The sequence below is a fragment of the Limoniibacter endophyticus genome, from assembly GCF_014652835.1.
GTDB classification, from domain to species: Bacteria; Pseudomonadota; Alphaproteobacteria; order Rhizobiales; family Rhizobiaceae; genus Limoniibacter; species Limoniibacter endophyticus.
On record NZ_BMZO01000005.1, the window covers coordinates 149,793 to 166,281 of the forward strand.

16 protein-coding genes are annotated in these 16,489 nt (G+C 62.7%); all 16 read left to right on the forward strand.

Annotated elements, in window-relative coordinates; all coding sequences use genetic code 11:
- Window positions 1-16: 16 nt before the first annotated feature.
- The 16 genes from IE151_RS08710 to IE151_RS08785 all read left to right on the forward strand — a co-directional run bounded on the left by IE151_RS08710 (window position 17) and on the right by IE151_RS08785 (window position 16,488).
- On the forward strand, window positions 17-457 hold the full coding sequence (locus IE151_RS08710; protein ID WP_189489612.1) for a MarR family winged helix-turn-helix transcriptional regulator: 441 nt from the start codon (window positions 17-19) through the stop codon (window positions 455-457).
- 18 nt (window positions 458-475) lie between these two features.
- Window positions 476-1,210 carry an NADPH-dependent F420 reductase gene (locus IE151_RS08715; protein ID WP_189489613.1) on the forward strand — a complete coding sequence of 245 codons (735 nt, stop codon included), beginning with the start codon at window positions 476-478 and terminating at the stop codon, window positions 1,208-1,210.
- Window positions 1,211-1,304: 94 nt separating this feature from the next.
- Window positions 1,305-2,780 carry a DHA2 family efflux MFS transporter permease subunit gene (locus IE151_RS08720; RefSeq protein ID WP_244636667.1) on the forward strand — a complete coding sequence of 492 codons (1,476 nt, stop codon included), beginning with the start codon at window positions 1,305-1,307 and terminating at the stop codon, window positions 2,778-2,780.
- 30 nt (window positions 2,781-2,810) lie between these two features.
- A complete protein-coding gene (locus tag IE151_RS08725; protein ID WP_189489614.1) occupies window positions 2,811-3,380 on the forward strand; it encodes a flavin reductase family protein in 570 nt (189 codons plus the stop codon).
- A complete protein-coding gene (locus tag IE151_RS08730) occupies window positions 3,377-4,693 on the forward strand; it encodes an NtaA/DmoA family FMN-dependent monooxygenase (protein WP_189489615.1) in 1,317 nt (438 codons plus the stop codon). The genes IE151_RS08725 and IE151_RS08730 overlap by 4 nt, the downstream gene beginning before the upstream one ends.
- A gap of 52 nt (window positions 4,694-4,745) precedes the next feature.
- Window positions 4,746-6,611, forward strand: a complete 1,866-nt coding sequence (locus tag IE151_RS08735) for a tannase/feruloyl esterase family alpha/beta hydrolase (protein WP_210310876.1) — start codon at window positions 4,746-4,748, stop codon at window positions 6,609-6,611.
- Between the two features lie 470 nt (window positions 6,612-7,081).
- Window positions 7,082-8,086, forward strand: coding sequence for a P-type conjugative transfer ATPase TrbB (trbB, locus tag IE151_RS08740; protein ID WP_189489616.1), 1,005 nt, complete (start codon window positions 7,082-7,084; stop codon window positions 8,084-8,086).
- Window positions 8,083-8,415, forward strand: a complete 333-nt coding sequence (locus IE151_RS08745) for a TrbC/VirB2 family type IV secretion system protein (protein ID WP_189489617.1) — start codon at window positions 8,083-8,085, stop codon at window positions 8,413-8,415. The genes trbB and IE151_RS08745 overlap by 4 nt, the downstream gene beginning before the upstream one ends.
- Window positions 8,415-8,696, forward strand: coding sequence for a VirB3 family type IV secretion system protein (locus IE151_RS08750; RefSeq protein ID WP_189489618.1), 282 nt, complete (start codon window positions 8,415-8,417; stop codon window positions 8,694-8,696). The genes IE151_RS08745 and IE151_RS08750 overlap by 1 nt, the downstream gene beginning before the upstream one ends.
- A 9-nt stretch (window positions 8,697-8,705) precedes the next feature.
- Window positions 8,706-11,198, forward strand: a complete 2,493-nt coding sequence (trbE, locus tag IE151_RS08755; RefSeq protein ID WP_189489619.1) for a conjugal transfer protein TrbE — start codon at window positions 8,706-8,708, stop codon at window positions 11,196-11,198.
- Entirely contained in the window at window positions 11,195-11,977 is a 783-nt protein-coding gene (gene trbJ, locus IE151_RS08760) for a P-type conjugative transfer protein TrbJ (RefSeq protein ID WP_189489620.1), read from the forward strand. The genes trbE and trbJ overlap by 4 nt, the downstream gene beginning before the upstream one ends.
- Before the next feature lie 20 nt (window positions 11,978-11,997).
- Entirely contained in the window at window positions 11,998-12,282 is a 285-nt protein-coding gene (gene trbK-alt, locus IE151_RS08765; protein ID WP_189489621.1) for a putative entry exclusion protein TrbK-alt, read from the forward strand.
- Between the two features lie 6 nt (window positions 12,283-12,288).
- The gene (gene trbL, locus IE151_RS08770) at window positions 12,289-13,653 is read left to right on the forward strand and encodes a P-type conjugative transfer protein TrbL (protein WP_189489622.1); all 1,365 of its coding nucleotides are present in this window, start codon (window positions 12,289-12,291) and stop codon (window positions 13,651-13,653) included.
- Entirely contained in the window at window positions 13,650-14,339 is a 690-nt protein-coding gene (trbF, locus tag IE151_RS08775; RefSeq protein WP_189489623.1) for a conjugal transfer protein TrbF, read from the forward strand. The genes trbL and trbF overlap by 4 nt, the downstream gene beginning before the upstream one ends.
- The gene (gene trbG, locus IE151_RS08780; protein WP_189489624.1) at window positions 14,336-15,352 is read left to right on the forward strand and encodes a P-type conjugative transfer protein TrbG; all 1,017 of its coding nucleotides are present in this window, start codon (window positions 14,336-14,338) and stop codon (window positions 15,350-15,352) included. Before trbF ends, trbG begins: the two co-directional genes overlap by 4 nt.
- A complete protein-coding gene (locus IE151_RS08785) occupies window positions 15,349-16,488 on the forward strand; it encodes a TraB/TrbI/VirB10 family type IV secretion system protein (RefSeq protein ID WP_244636668.1) in 1,140 nt (379 codons plus the stop codon). Before trbG ends, IE151_RS08785 begins: the two co-directional genes overlap by 4 nt.
- The last annotated feature ends 1 nt before the right edge of the window (window position 16,489 follow it).

A 16,489-nucleotide genomic window follows, 5' to 3' on the forward strand; every position in this document is an offset into this window, starting at 1 on the left:
GGATAGGAAAGTCGCCATGTCCGAACCAAAAACTGCCTCTCGTCTGGTCAGGAAGCAGATCTCGTTCGCCGTCTATGGTGCAGCGGGCCGTATGGCACGCATGCACAAGCCATTTCTTGACCCCATTGGCCTGACCTTTCCCCAGTACCTGGTGATGCTCGAGCTCTATACGGATGCACCCCGAACAGTCGGCGATCTCGGAAACGCTCTGGGCATGGACACCGGCACGATAACTCCGCTGCTCAAGCGGCTTCATGCGAGCGGGATGATCAGTCGAACACGGGACCCGGAAGACGAACGTCGGGTCATCGTCGACCTCACGCCTGCCGGGCTGGCCATCCAGGAGGAGGTCTGGGGCGTCTCCGAGAAGATCAAGTCTGCCTGTCAGATGACCGAAGATGATGTGGTCGCGCTTCGCGAGACCCTGCACAATTTTGCCCATCCGGCAAAAGCCTGAACTACAAAGGATCAGAATATGAAAATCGGAATTATTGGTGCCGGCAACATCGGCGCGCTCGTTGCCAAGAAGCTGAACGCTGCCGGCCACCAGGTGAAGCTAGCCAACTCTCGCGGACCCGAAAGTCTCGCCGATACGGTCGCAGGAACGGGCATTGAGGCGGTTACCGCAGAAGCCGCGGTCCGGGATGCCGAAGTGATCATCCTTTCGGTGCCATACGCCAAGAACCCCGAGCTCGCTTCGGTCCTGGCCGGTGCGCCCACAGATGCCATCGTCGTTGACACCTCCAACTACTATCCGGCTCGCGATTCCAAAATCGCCGACGTGGAAAGCGGCAAGCCCGAGACCGTCTGGGCCAGCGAGCAAGTAGGTCGTCCCTTGGTCAAGGCTTGGAATGCCCTCCTGGCGCAGACCCTGGCCGACGCCGGTACAGAGCCCGGCACCGCGAACCGCATCGCTATCCCGATCTCGGGCGACGACGACGCTGCAAAGAGCCTCGTCTCCGATCTCGTCAGCATAACCGGTTTCGACACCGTGGATGCCGGCACCCTGGAAGAGTCATGGCGCCTGCAGCCCGGCACCCCGGCTTATTGCACCGAACTTACCGCCGAGGAACTCAAGGCTGCCCTGGCGGCTGCCGATAAGCAGCGTGCGCCCAAGAACCGCGACGCCATCATGGCCTCTTTCTCCAAACCCGATGCTGAGTTCACCCGGACCATTGCCGTCGAAACCAATCGGTCCCTGTCTGCCTAAGCTAGTCTCGGTCGTCCGCTGATAGCGGGCGACCATCAACTTACACCCTCTATACTGCCAATTACCTAGTGCACTAGATTATAGGATAATGTCTATGGCCGATATCGCCATGCCCTCTGCCGCAGACATCAAAGCCGCAGAGCAAAAACTCGCCCCTGGATCTGCCATCGCCATTGCTGTCCTTGTCGCATCCACGTTTACCGTCATTCTCAACGAGATGCTGATGGCGGTGGCACTGCCACGGGTCATGACCGACCTGAACGTGACCGCCTCGACGGCTCAATGGCTGACGACCGGTTACATGCTGACAATGGCCGTGGTCATCCCCACGACCGGGTTTCTGACCGAGCGCCTCCGCATGCGGACGGTTTATACGCTCGCCATGTCGCTGTTCGTTCTTGGGACCATCGTAGCCGCTGCCGCTCCCGACTTCAGCGTCTTGCTGATCGGTCGTATCATCCAGGCTGTTGGCACGGCTATCGTGACGCCACTGGCGTTCACGGCGGTAACAGCTCTTGTTCCTCCATCCCGAACGGGCAGGATGCTGGCTCTGCTCACCATCGCAACGTCGGTCGCACCGTCACTCGGGCCAGTGGTTGCTGGGGCGATCCTGTCGGTCGGGAGCTGGCGCTGGCTGTTCATTACCATTCTGCCAATCGCAGCGATCTCGCTCATAGTCGGCAATATGATGATCCGTGTTCCGAGCACTCCCCGCGAGGCCAAGCTCGACATCCTGTCAGTGGCTCTATCAGGAACCGGTTTTGCAAGCCTGGTTTACGGTTTGGCATCGCTGGGTGAAGGAGGCGAGGGCCATGCCGTGGTCTCGCCATGGACCGCCCTCGGTGTAGGAGCACTTCTTGTCGCTGTGTTCGTGATCCGGCAGGTACATCTACAGAAATCTGACCGCGCTCAGCTCGATATGCGCCCGTTCCTGAACCGGACCTTCAGTGCCTCGGCATTGCTTGCCCTCTTGTTCATGACCGCTGCATTCGGGATGTCGACCCTGTTGCCGGTCGTCCTGCAAACATCCTACGGCCTTAACACGCTTCAGGCAGGACTGTTCATGGCACCGGGTGGCATTACGATCGCGATCGTTTCCACCATTGTGGGACGATACTATGATCGCATCGGACCACGTCCTTTGATGATCGCCGGCGCCATCATCGACGCTGCTGCGCTGTGGTTCCTGTCGACACTCGGGCTGGGTACCCCAATCTGGCTCCTGCTGGTGACCTTCATCGCGATTATCGTTGGGCAGGCCTTTATGTGGACCCCTGTCTATGCTGCGTCCCTCAGCTCGTTGGACAAGCACCTGCTTCCCCACGGCAGCGCCATTATCAGCACCATCCAGCAGCTGGCCGGCGCGGCGGGCATCGCGATCATGTTCTCGATCTCCGCAATAGCAAGCGCCCGCTATGTGGCAGGTGGCGAAGCCTCTGGTCTGGCCTTGGCTCACGGCGCTCAGCAGGCCTTCTTCGTGGGAAGCCTGTTTGTCCTGGCCGCCCTGGTGGTCGCCCTGTTCGTGCCGCGCAAGGTCGCTGCCGGCGGCGCCCCCGTCGTCATCCATTGACTTGATCCAGACCTATCCGGAGTCCACTAAATGAATGCCATCTGGACACAAAACGTGCCTGTGGAACCGAGCTTAACCAAGCACAACGACCCCGTTCCGCAGGCGATGCGATCGGCAACATCAGCCTTTCCCACTGGCGTCGTACTGCTTGCTGCCAAGGTCGACGGCTTGCCCGTAGGCATGCTCGCCAACTCCTTCACCTCGGTCTCGCTCGACCCACCCTTGGTATCGCTCAATATCGCCCGGACCTCGCGGACATGGCCGGTGCTGAGCAAGGCCGAGCATTGGGGGATCAGCGTCCTTGCCGAAGAGCAGGAAACAGTCTTTCGGCAACTTGCTGGCAAGGCCGGGGAGCGCTTCGCGGGCTTGGACTGGACCGCTGAAGCTGACGGCAGCCTGGTCCTCGGCGGCGCCAGTGCAACCTTCATCGTCGGCCCCGCAGCCCAGTTCGATGCCGGTGACCATATCCTCGTGCTGATGCACGTGCTCGGCCTTCAAAGGTCCCCCGAGCGCCGGCCTCTCGTTTTCCATGGCAGTCAGACTGCACGCCTAGCGATGCCAGATACCGCCTCCCCAATTTTGAACCGAGTACTCTCATGACCAAGCAAATGATCATCGGCATGCACCTGGGAAACGGATACGGCTCCCAGCCTGGCGCCTGGCGCATGCCCGGGGTTGATCCCAAAAATTTCGCCAGCTTCGATGCCAAGGTGCGCTATGCCCAAGCCGCCGAACGCGGCAAGATGCAGTTCCTGTTCCTGCCTGACGGTCCAAGCCACGTCGGCGACATCGGGAACGAAGCACCGCATTTCAACCTCGATGTCATGATGACCCTGGCAGCCATTGCACGGGGCACCGAGCGCATCGGTCTGGTGGCGACGGGCTCCACCACTTTCAACGAGCCCTATAATCTTGCTCGCTCCTTCAAGGCCTTGGACATCATGAGCCATGGCCGGGCCGGCTGGAACGCTGTGACGTCCAGCGGTGAGGATGTTGCCGCCAACTATGGCCAGCGCATTCCGTCCAGTGCCGATCGGTATGGGCGTGCCCATGAGACTGTGCAACTGGTCCAGGCCCTATGGGGCAGCTGGGGCAAGGACGCCTGGGTTCATGATGTCGAAAGCGGACGGTTCGCAAACGAGGATCAGATCCAGCCTATCAACATGGGTGGAAAATACGTTGCTTCTCGCGGGCCGCTTTACATTCCGCCATCCGAGCAGGGGCAGCCCGTTATTTTCCACGCCGGCGGTAGCCCGAATGCACACGCCCTTGCTGGTCGGTTCGCGAATGTCGTCATTGGTGCCACGTTCACAATTGAGGACGCGAAGGCGCAGAGGCAGGCATTTCGCGACGCCGCTGAGCACGCCGGTCGGGATCCTGATGAAATCAAGTTCATCGCCGGCATGATGACGACGATCGCGGCTGATCGTCGTGCTGGTCTCGATCGGAAAATCGCGCTCACCGGACGCACATTTCCTCAGCGCGTTCGATATCTTGAGCAGATGTTGGGTGTTCCCCTCGATCCGAGCCGACTGAATGAGCCGTTGTCGAAACAGCAACTTGCCGCTGCTCGCCCGTCCCCCATGGATCCGCGCTCCCGCAACGCGTTGAAGATCGCCAAGGAGGGCTGGAGCCTGAGCGACATCCTTGCCCACGGCGTTATCGACTATCATCCGTCCATTGTCGGCCCGGGTGTTGAAGCCGCCGATCACATGCAGGAATGGTTCGAGGCCGGTGCCGTCGATGGCTTCTGGATATCACCGGACGTCTATCAGGATGGCGTTGACGCATTCGTCGACGGGGTAGTCCCCATCCTTCAGGAACGTGGCCTTTTTCACCGGGACTATGAGGGCGCGACCTTGCGGGACCATGTGGGCGCCCCCGCCCAGTATGGCATCGACCCACGGGTGTAGGGCTCAAATCCCGCCCGCTGGGCTGCTCATCTATCCACCAGGAGTACGGAAAATGAAGTTACCCAACCAAGGCAGCATGGCATTGCAACATGCTGCTCGACGTAGTTCCGCGAAGCTACTCACAAGAGGCTTGACGCTCGCCACCATGGGCATGCTGACGGCCATGCCAACCATTCCGGCACAGGCCCAGCAACCATCATTGGCAGGTTTATCCTGTGATGATGGAATAGCGAACGCACTGTCTGGGGTCGAGGACACAAAGGTGCTGCTCGTCCGCCATTTCGAACAGGGCGAGTCCTTGATATTGAGCGATGGCGCCGATGCTGCGGCATCAACTGCAGTTGAAGGAACCGGGGCGGCCACACCGCCAATCGCCGGTGTTGATCTGTGTCTCGTCAAGCTACTCGTCGGACCTGGCGTTCCGGGCCCGGCTGATGCCCCTTCCACCTCAGCCGGTATCGGAATCGAAGTGCTTTTGCCGACTCATGAGACCTGGAACGAGCGCATCCGTGCCTATGGAAACAGCGGCTGGGCCGGCACGCCGCAAGCTAACCTAAATGTGGTTGCCAGCGACGACATTCACGTGGCTGCCACGACAAAAGGCTTTGTCGTTGCCACGTCGGACCATGGCCATGTCGGTTCGCCGATCGATCCTTCCTTTGCCATGAACCCGGACGGCAGCATCAACACGGTGGGTTGGAATGACTTCTCCGAGCGAAGCCTGCATGAGGTGGCCGAGAAGACGAAGCTGCTAACCAAGCTCTACTATGGCCGCGACCATACCTATGCTTACTGGGACGGTTTCTCGACAGGTGGGCGGCAGGGACTGAAGCTCGCGCAGACATTCGCCGAGGACTTCGACGGCATCCTGGTTGGCTCGCCCGCCATCAACTGGACGAAGTACCACACCGCGGGTCTCTACGGGCAGATCGCGATGCAGCAGGACCTTGGTAACCTAATTGAACCAGGCAAGCTCACCGCCGCAACAAACGCCGCCATTGCTGCCTGTGGCGGCGCGGAGTTGGGGTTCCTGATCGACCCTCTATCCTGCGAATACGATGCCGCCCAAGACGCGGCCAACCTATGCCAGGGCCAAGCCAGCAATGGTCCGACAGGCACCAACACAGCCGATACCTGCCTGACGGCTGAAGAAGCCCAGGTCATCAACAAGATCTGGTACGGACAAACCGCTGATGGTGCGGCGCCCACGCCAACTGAAGACAACGGCGGTTCCAATGAGCTCGTCGACGGTCGCATCTGGTTCGGCTGGACCCGTGGTACCGACCTGGCCACCACCCCTGCCGGAGGTGCGCCGGGTATTATCCTGGCAGCCGATCAGACTGCTCTGGAACTGCAAGACCCACAACTGGGCAGCGACTTCTTCGTCAACGCCACAGGCACAGGCGAGAACAGCTGGCTGCAATCCTTGGATTATACTGGTCTTGCCGACGCTCAGGCGAAGGGCGTGGAACTGCAATCAGAATTCAGCAACATCAACACCGATAACCCCGACCTAGCAGCCTTCGCCGCTGCAGGTGGCAAGTTGGTGATGTATCAGGGGCTCGCTGATGAATACATTCCGGCACAAGGCGCGATCAACTATTACGATCGGGTGCTGGAACAGATGGGCGGCGCCCAAGCGGTGCAAGAATTTTATCGCTTTTATCTCGTTCCCGGCTTCACCCACAGCGGGCGCCAGGAAGGTCTCCCCACGGTGCCAGTGCCGCAGCCAGCCAATGGCCGCGACGAGATGTTCACAGCATTGCAGGATTGGGTTGAGAACGCACAGGCACCACAGGAGATTGAGCTGACTTCAAGTGACGCGAGCGTTGCACTGCCGGTCTGCGTCTATCCGCAGAAAGCCACCTATGGCGGCACTGGCCCGGTGAAGTCTGCGGCAAGCTATAGCTGCAGCTAGCTGATCGATATTGTAGGTCTCGGCAAGCTGAAAGCTCGCCGAGACCTGGCACTGGCACCCCAGACCTTCTAGCATGCTAAGCTCTTGGCCGCTTTGCTAGGTAGTTAGCCACAAGCAGACAGTCAGCTACCCACCCCGTTCAGGGCGCTAGAAAATCGAATTGGCAAGCTCCACGCAGCCGGCAACGCCCAGTTGCGCTGCGGTGCTGCTGGCTGCATTTACGCCTGCCACAGTTGACTGCGCGCGAAAGTTTAAGCTGCATCGGCACCGGGTGGCGTCTTGGCTAAGCTCCACGCGCCTCCAACCCTCTTCGCTACAGGATCCAGCCGACCGCACCCTACGCTTTTCCCTGTATTTGCACGCCAGGCTTCGACGCCGCCAAGCAGATGTTGAATTGGCCCGGTTTCGGGTTCTTTTAATCGTCCCCGTCGGGACAGGATCGTCTTGTTTCCGGCCAGAACGGGGACACGATGGCTACCTCTCATCACAACAGCGAAGGACATGCGCGCAGTTCGCGCATGCTGCGCACCGCGCTCGGGAGTGCGATCACTGGACTCCTCGATGACCCCAGCGTCGTCGAAATCATGCTGAATCCGGATGGCCGCATCTGGGTCGATCGTCTCTCCGAAGGTCTCGCCGACACCACAGAACGCCTCTCGCCCGCCGATGGCGAACGCATCATCCGCCTGGTCGCCCATCATGTCGGCGCGGAAGTTCATGCCGGAGCGCCGCGCGTCTCGGCCGAGCTGCCCGATAGCGGCGAGCGCTTTGAAGGTCTGCTGCCGCCGGTGGTGACGGCACCAGCTTTTGCCATCCGCAAGCCCGCCGTCGCGGTGTTCACCCTCGATGATTATGTCGCCGGCGGGATCATGACGGCGCTGCAGGCCGAAGCGCTGCGCGTTGGGGTTGCCGAGCGGGCCAATATCCTCGTCGCAGGCGGCACCTCGACCGGCAAAACGACGCTGGCCAATGCGCTGCTCGCTGAAATGGCGCGGACGTCGGATCGGGTGGTGATCATCGAAGATACGCGCGAACTGCAATGTGCGGCGCCCAATCTTGTCGCCATGCGCACCAAGGACGGTGTCGCTTCGCTGTCCGATCTGGTGCGCTCGTCGTTGCGCCTCCGGCCCGACCGCATCCCCGTGGGCGAGGTGCGCGGCGCCGAAGCGCTCGAACTGCTCAAGGCTTGGGGCACCGGCCATCCCGGTGGCGTCGGTACCATCCATGCCGGAAGCGCCATCGGCGCGCTACGGCGCATGGAGCAGCTGATCCAGGAGGCGGTGGTCACCGTTCCGCGTGCGCTAATCGCCGAAACCATCGACCTCGTCGCGGTCCTGTCTGGCCGTGGCTCAGCGCGCCGCCTCGCGGAACTCGCGCGCATCGAGGGTCTCCGGCCGGACGGGGACTACCGCGTCGTGCCCGCCTGCGAGCCTTCTGCTGCCCATCCCGAAATCCTTGAGGAACCCCAAGCATGACCCATGCCTTGCGCACCCTTCGTCGCCATTTGTCGCTTGCCGGCTCCGTCATCGCGCTCAGCATGATGATGGCGCCAGCGGCCCATGCTTCCGGGTCATCGATGCCCTGGGAAGCGCCGCTTCAAAGTATTCTGGAATCGATCGAAGGTCCGGTCGCCAAGATCATCGCGGTGATCATCATCATTGTCACCGGCCTCACCCTGGCCTTCGGCGATACGGCGGGCGGCTTTCGGCGGCTGATCCAGATCGTTTTCGGCCTGTCGATCGCCTTTGCCGCCAGCTCCTTCTTCCTCAGCTTCTTCTCATTCGGCGGTGGAGCGCTGATCTGATGGCGGTGGGTCTCGAACAGCTTGGCGAGGTGCCGGGTTTCTTGGTTCCGGTCCATCGCGCACTGACCGAACATATCCTGCTCGGCGGTGCGCCGCGTTCGATCGCCATCATGAATGGCACGCTTGCCGGAGCGGTCGGGCTCGGCCTGCGTCTCTGGCTGGTTGGTCTTGCTATCTGGGCGATTGGACATTTCGCGGCGGTCTGGGCTGCCAAGCGTGATCCGCTCTTCGTGGAGGTCGGCAGGCGCCATCTGCGCATCCCGTCCTTTCTGGCGGTGTGAGGCAGAGCCATGATTAACCTCGCCGAGTATCGCAGCCGCAATGCCAGACTGGCCGACTATCTGCCCTGGGCGGCACTGGCCGCCCCAGGCGTGGTGCTGAACAAGGACGGTTCGTTTCAGCGCAGCGCAAAGTTCCGCGGTCCCGATCTGGATTCGGCCGTGGCCGCCGAACTGGTCGCGGTCGCCGGGCGCATCAACAATGCCTTCCGCCGGCTGGGTTCGGGCTGGAGCATATTCGTCGAAGCGCAGCGCTTCGAAGCCGCGACCTATCCTGAAAGCCTCTTTCCCGATGCCGCGTCTGCCTTGGTCGACGCCGAGCGCAAGGCCGGGTTCGAGGAAGCCGGGGCGCACTTCGTGTCCAGCTACTTTCTGACCTTTCTCTGGTTGCCGCCAGCGGAAGACGCCGCTCGTGCCGAAACCTGGCTCTACGAGGGTCGCGAGCAGTCGGGCGTAAACCCTTACGAATTGCTGCGCGGCTTCATCGATCGCACCGACCGGATACTGGCGCTGCTCGACGGGTTCATGCCCGAGTGCCGCTGGCTCGATGACACTGAGACGCTGACCTATCTCCACTCGACCGTTTCGACGAGCCGCCATCGTGTGCGCGTGCCCGAGACGCCGATCTATCTCGACGCGCTTCTAGCCGATCAGCCTCTCGCGGGAGGGCTGGAGCCTCGTTTGGGCGAGCAGCATCTGCGTGTCCTCACCATCATCGGGTTTCCGAGCACGACGACACCGGGTCTTCTCGATGAAATGAACCGGCTGGCGTTTCCCTATCGCTGGAGCACCCGCGCAATCCTGCTCGACAAGCTTGAGGCGACGCGGCTGCTGACCAGAATCCGCCGCCAGTGGTTTGCCAAACGCAAATCCATCGCCGCGATCCTCAAGGAAGTCATGACCAACGAGGCATCCGCTCTGGTGGATACCGATGCGGCCAACAAGGCCGCCGAGGCCGACCTGGCCTTGCAGGAACTCGGCGCCGACACCGCCGGCATGGCCTATGTCACGGCCAGTGTCGCGGTCTGGGATGCCGATCCGCACATCGCCGACGAAAAGCTGCGACTGGTCGAGAAGATCATTCAGGGCCGCGACTTCAATACCATGACCGAGACAGTCAATGCGGTCGATGCCTGGCTCGGAAGCTTGCCCGGACATGCATACGCCAATGTCCGGCAGCCACCGATATCGACGCTCAATCTCGCTCACATGATCCCGCTGTCGGCCGTGTGGGCGGGGCCGGAACGGAACGAACATCTCGCAGCGCCCCCCTTGCTTTACGGCAAGACAGAGGGATCAACGCCGTTCCGGCTCTCACTGCATATCGGCGATGTGGGCCATACCCTGGTCGTCGGCCCGACCGGCGCGGGAAAGTCCGTGTTGCTGGCGTTGATGGCGCTGCAGTTCCGTCGCTACGCGCGCAGCCAGATTTTCGCGTTCGACTTCGGCGGTTCGATCCGCGCCGCCGCGCTCGCCATGGGCGGTGACTGGCATGATCTCGGCGGCGGGCTGACCGAGGGGTCGGATGCGTCGGTCTCGCTGCAACCGCTCGCCCGCATCGACGAGTCGCACGAACGCTCCTGGGCCGCCGAATGGATCGGCGCGATCCTGCTGCGCGAAGGCGTCGCCAGCACGCCAGAGGTGAAGGAGCATATCTGGACGGCACTGACCTCGCTCGCCTCGGCGCCCGTCGAGGAACGCACCATCACCGGGCTCGCAGTGCTGCTGCAATCCAGCGATCTCAAACAGGCGCTGCGGCCGTACTGCGTGGGCGGTCCTTATGGACGCTTGCTCGATGCTGAAACCGAACATCTCGGTTCTGCCGACGTCCAGGCCTTCGAGATCGAGGGTCTGGTCGGCACAGGCGCGGCGCCGGCCGTCTTGTCATACCTCTTCCACCGAATTGGTGACAGGCTCGATGGCCGCCCGACACTGCTCATCATCGATGAGGGTTGGCTGGCGCTGGACGATGAGGGATTTGCCGGCCAGCTGCGCGAATGGCTGAAGACGCTGAGGAAGAAGAACGCCTCGGTCATCTTCGCCACACAGTCGCTATCGGACATTGACGGTAGCGCCATCGCCCCGGCCATCATCGAAAGCTGCCCGACGCGGCTGCTCTTGCCCAATGAGCGCGCCATCGAGCCGCAGATTACCGCGATCTATCGCCGCTTTGGATTGAACGACCGGCAGATCGAGATCCTGGCGCGGGCTACGCCCAAGCGGGATTACTATTGCCAGTCGCGGCGCGGCAATCGGCTGTTTGAGCTGGGGCTGAGCGAAGTCGGGCTCGCGCTCTGCGCCGCATCCTCCAAATCCGATCAGACCGCCATCGCGGGCATCCATGCCGAGCATGGAAGCGATACCTTTCTTGAGGCGTGGCTGCGTCATCGCGGCATCGATTGGGCCGCTGACCTCATTCCCGATCTCACCAATCTCGCAAGCCGGCCGGAATTGACGGAGCCCGCCGTGCTTGGTGGCGAGCCAGAAAAGGAGACCAACCTATGATCCGTATCCCCATCGCCCGTTTCGCCAGGAGGTCGACCGTGGCGTTTGCGCTCGCCGTGCCGGTCGCGCTTGCGCCAATCGCATCGAGCCCGGCTCATGCCCAGTTCGGGTTCGGGCGCATCGTCTATGACCCGACGAATTATGCGCAGAACGTTCTCACCGCCGCGCGTACGCTCGAGCAGATCAACAATCAGATCATCTCCCTTCAGAACGAAGCGCAGATGCTCATCAATCAGGCCCGCAACCTCGCCAGCCTGCCATATTCCGCGCTCCAGCAGCTTCAGCAAAACGTGCAGCGCACCCAGCAGCTTCTGGGCCAAGCGCAGAACATCGCGTTCGAGGTCGGCCAGATCGATCAGGCGTTCGAGCAGCAATACGGCCAGATCTCGCTCTCTGCCACCGATCAACAGCTGATCGCGGATGCGCGCAGGCGCTGGGGAAACACCGTGGGCGGCCTGCAGGATGCGATGCGCGTCCAGGCCGGCGTGGTCGGCAATATCGACACCAACCGCGCTGAAATGGCTACCCTCGTTGGGCAAAGCCAGAATGCGAGCGGCGCGCTGCAAGCAACTCAAGCAGGCAACCAGCTTCTCGCGCTGCAGTCGCAGCAGCTTTCCGATCTGGTCGCGCTGCTGTCGGCCAATGGCCGATCCGAAGCGCTGATCGAGGCCGAGCGCGCCACCGCCGCCGAGCAGGGACGCGTCCAGCGTGAGCGCTTCCTCACGTCGGGCTCGGGCTACCAGCCCGGCAATGCGCAAATGTTCGGCAGCGGCAATTAAAACGCTGGGGAGGGGCGGCCATGGACAGCAAGATGCTGGTCCGGCTGGGGGCGGTCATATTCGTCGCCATCGCGATTACCGCCACGGTGATTGAGCTGACGCGGCAGGAGGATACCGCGCGTGTCAGGACCGCACCGCAGCTTCAGCCTTCGGCGGACCCATTGAAGGCGATGCTTCGCCGCTGCCAGGGACTTGGCGAAGCCGCCACCCGTGATGGCGATTGCCTGTCGGCATGGGCTGAATCCCGCGACCGCTTCTTGGGCCGCACGCCCGTGCCCGCCGCGCCGCAACCGGATGAGAGATAGTGACCCATGGGCGGAACCGGAGTCATCGACAATTTCCTGGGGGTCTTCACCAGCTACATCGATTCCGGTTTCGGTCTGCTTGGCGGCGAGGTCGCTTTCATCGCCACCACCCTGATCGTCATCGATGTGACGCTGGCGGCCCTGTTCTGGAGCTGGGGCGCCGATGACGACATCATCGCGCGCCTCGTCAAGAAAACGCTGTTCGTCGGCGTCTTCGCCTATCTCATCGGCAACTGGAACAATCTGGCGAAGATCATTTTCGAGAGCTTTGCCGGGCTCGGGCTGCAAGCCTCGGGCACCGGCTTTTCCGCCGCCGATCTCATGCGGCCCGGCCGCGTGGCGCAGACCGGTCTCGACGCGGGCCGCCCGCTGCTCGAATCCATCTCCGGCTTGATGGGTTACTGGTCCTTCTTCGAGAATTTCATCCAGATCGCCTGCCTGTTTTTCGCCTGGGCGCTGGTGCTGCTCGCCTTCTTCATTCTCGCCGTCCAGCTCTTCGTCACCCTGATCGAGTTCAAGCTGACGACTCTTGCGGGCTTCGTTCTCATTCCCTTCGGGCTTTTCGGCAAGACGGCTTTCATGGCCGAGCGTGTGCTCGGCAATGTCGTTTCCTCGGGCATCAAGGTGCTGGTGCTCGCCGTCATCATCGGCATTGGCTCGACCCTGTTCGGCCAGTTCACCGCGGGCTTTGGTGGCGCCATGCCGACCATTGACGATGCCATGGCGATCGTCCTGGCGGCGCTGTCGCTTCTGGGGCTCGGCATTTTCGGGCCAGGCATTGCGTCCGGGCTGGTTTCGGGCGGACCGCAACTGGGCGCAGGATCGGCCGTTGGCACCGGCCTTGCCGCCGGCGGCATGATGGTCGCCGGAGGCGCTGCCACAGGCATGGCGGCGAAAGGCGGCCTTGCAGCGCTTTCGGGAGGAACCGCCGCTGTCCGGGGTGGTGCGGCCGCCGCGGGCGCTGCCACATCCGCCTATAGCCTTGGCTCGTTCGGTCAGACTGGCGCGGCCGGCGTTGTGTCCGGTGTCGGCGGTGTTGCCCGGGCGGCGGGCTCGGCCGCCATATCGCCGTTGAAAAACGCCGTCTCCAGGGCTTCGCAAAGCGTGAAGTCCAGCTTCTCCGATGGCGCGCGTGCCGGCCTCGGTCTGACCGGAGGCTCATCCTCCACGGGCGGAGCCGGTGGTGCGAGTGCCGCTCCAGGGGCGGCAGAATCGTCCCCGCCGGCCGGTGGCCCGCCCGCTTGGGCACGGCGGATGCAGCGGCGGCAAGCGCTCAGCCACGGCACCACCATGACCGCCCATGCCGTCCGCTCCGGCGACAGCCATGGCGGCGGCTCTTCCGTCTCCGTCTCCGAAAGTGACCGATCATGAGCTTGTTTAAACGCCCGGCCGTCCATTACGGCAAATCCCCCGAGCCTGAGACACCCTATCAGAAGGCCGCGCAGGTCTGGGACGAGCGCATCGGCTCGGCCCGCGTCCAGGCGCGCAACTGGCGCTATATGGCATTCGGCTCCCTGATCCTTACCGCCGGATTTGCCGCGGCTCTCGTCTGGCAATCGGCGCGCGGGACCGTGGTGCCCTGGGTGGTGCAGGTCGATAGTCTCGGCCAGGCGCAAGCGGTCGCGCCGGCTACAGCCGACTACCGGCCAACAGACCCGCAAATCGCCTGGCACCTCGGCCGCTTTATCGAGCAGGTGCGCTCAATTCCGGCCGATCCGATCATTGTGCGACAGAATTGGCTGCGCGCCTATGAATGGACGACCGATCGCGGGGCGGCGGCCTTGAACGATTATGCCCGCGCCAACGACCCGTTCACCCGTGTCGGGCGTCAGCAGATCGCCGTCGAAATGTCCTCAGTCATTCGCGCTTCACCGGATTCCTTCCGCGTCGCCTGGATCGAGCGGCATTATGAAAATGGCCAGCTCTCCACCACCGAGCGTTGGACCGCGATCCTCACCATCGTGATCCAGACACCGCGCGATGCCGAACGCCTGCGTGCCAATCCGCTTGGCATCTATGTCAACGCCATCAACTGGTCGCGGGAGATGAGCCAATGATCTCCGCCATCCGTACATCCGCAAGTCCGGCTTTCCGTAAACCCGTATCGGCAGCTTTGCTGCTCGGCGCGACCCTGCTCGCGGGCTGTGCCACAAACCGAACGCCGCAGTTCAGCTACGATGCTGACGTGCCGCCGCTGCCGGCAGTCCAGGCCTCCGTCACCGATGATCGGCAGCGACCGCTGCACACGCCCCCTGGCTGGACCGTTGCGCGCGGCGGAGAACCTGCGAGCACCGCGGCCGGCCGCGTTGAAAACGCCAACGCTGCCGCGCGCGTCGAGCCGCGCCGCGCGGGCTATTACAATGCCATTCAGATCTACCCCTGGTCGCAGGGCGCGCTCTACCAGGTCTATGCCGCGCCTGGGCAGATCACCGATATTGCGCTCGAGCCGGGCGAAAGCCTGACCGGCGCGGGGCCGATTGCAGCGGGTGACACCGCCCGCTGGATTATCGGCGATACGACGAGTGGGTCGGGCAATGCCGCACAGGTTCATATTCTGGTCAAGCCGACGCGGCCGGAGATTTCGACCAATCTGGTCATCACCACCGACCGGCGCACTTATATGATCGAACTGCGGGCTCGCGAGGCGCTCTATATGCCGGCGGTGGCCTGGGCCTATCCAGCGCCGCCACCCGGGCAGCGCCAAAGCGCGCCTGCCGCGCCGATCATCCCCAAGGAAGCCGCGCGCAACTACCGCTACGGTCTGACCGGCGACAGCCCGCCATGGCGTCCTATCTCGGTCTTCGATGATGGCCGCCGCGTCTATGTCGTTTTCCCGCGCGGCATCGTGCAGGGCGAGATGCCGCCAATCTTTGTTCTTGGCGCCGATGGCGAGCCGCAGATCGTCAACAGCCGCGTCCACCACAATATCCTGATCATCGATCACCTCTTCGGTGCGGCCGAGCTTCGCCTTGGCAGCGGTGATCGCCAGCAAACGGTCCGGATCGTCCGCATCGAGCAAAGGCAAGCTGCGGCATCGTCCTCTTCTGCGACCGGAGGCGCCCCGTCATGACGGAAGCTACTACCCCCAAGGACGCCGCAGCTCCAATGCGGCTGCGCGCGGAGCCGCCCCGGGTCACCCGTCTGTCCCGCAAGATGCTCGCCGCTATCGGCGGTATCGCACTTCTCGGCATTGGCGGTGCGCTCATCTACGCGCTGCAGACGCGCGATGCCGAGCCTGGAGGCGACGAGCTCTATTCTGTCGAGAACCGTCCGACGGCAGACGGGCTATCCGAACTGCCGCGCGACTATACCGGCCCGGTTCTTGGACCGCACTTGCCGGGTGATCTCGGCGGTCCGATCCTCGATGCCCAGAACCGGGGGAAGCCAGTCGCGCCGCCTGCAATCACAGCGCCGGCCGTCGATCCCGAGGAGCAGCGCCGTTTGGCCGAAGAAGAAGCCGCTCGCACCAGTCGTGTGTTCTTTCAGACCGCTCCTGCAACTGGAGCCACACCGAGTGCGGCTGTATCCAGCCTTGCCGGCCTCGATCTTGGGGGCCTGCCTGCCGCACAGGACAGACACACCGCTTTCCTCAATGAGCCCGTCGATCGGCAGACAGTCGCCCTCGATCGCGTCATGGCACCTGCATCGCCATACATCCTTCAGGCGGGAGCCGTGATCCCAGCGGCGATGATCACCGGTATTCGTTCCGATCTGCCGGGACAGGTCACCGCCCAGGTGACCCAGAACGTCTATGACAGCCCGACCGGTAGCCTGCTTCTGATCCCGCAGGGCACCCGCATCATCGGCGAATACGATGACGACGTGACTTTCGGTCAGCGGCGCGTGCTGCTGGTGTGGAACAGGTTGGTCTTTCCCAATGGCCATTCGATCGTGCTGGAGCGTCAGCCCGGCGCGGACGCCGCCGGCTATGCCGGACTTGAAGACGGCGTCGACTATCATTGGTGGGATCTGATGAAGGCCGCCGGGCTCTCGACATTACTCGGCATTGGAACCGAACTCGCGACCAGCGACGAAGACCGGCTGATCCGCGCCATCCGTGACGGCGCGCAGGACACCATCAATCAGGCTGGGCAGCAGATCATCCAGCGGCAATTGCAGGTCGAGCCAACGCTCACCATCCGCCCGGGTTTTCCGGTTCGGGTAATCGTCACCCGCGACCTCGTGCTCGAGCCTTACAGGAGCTGAT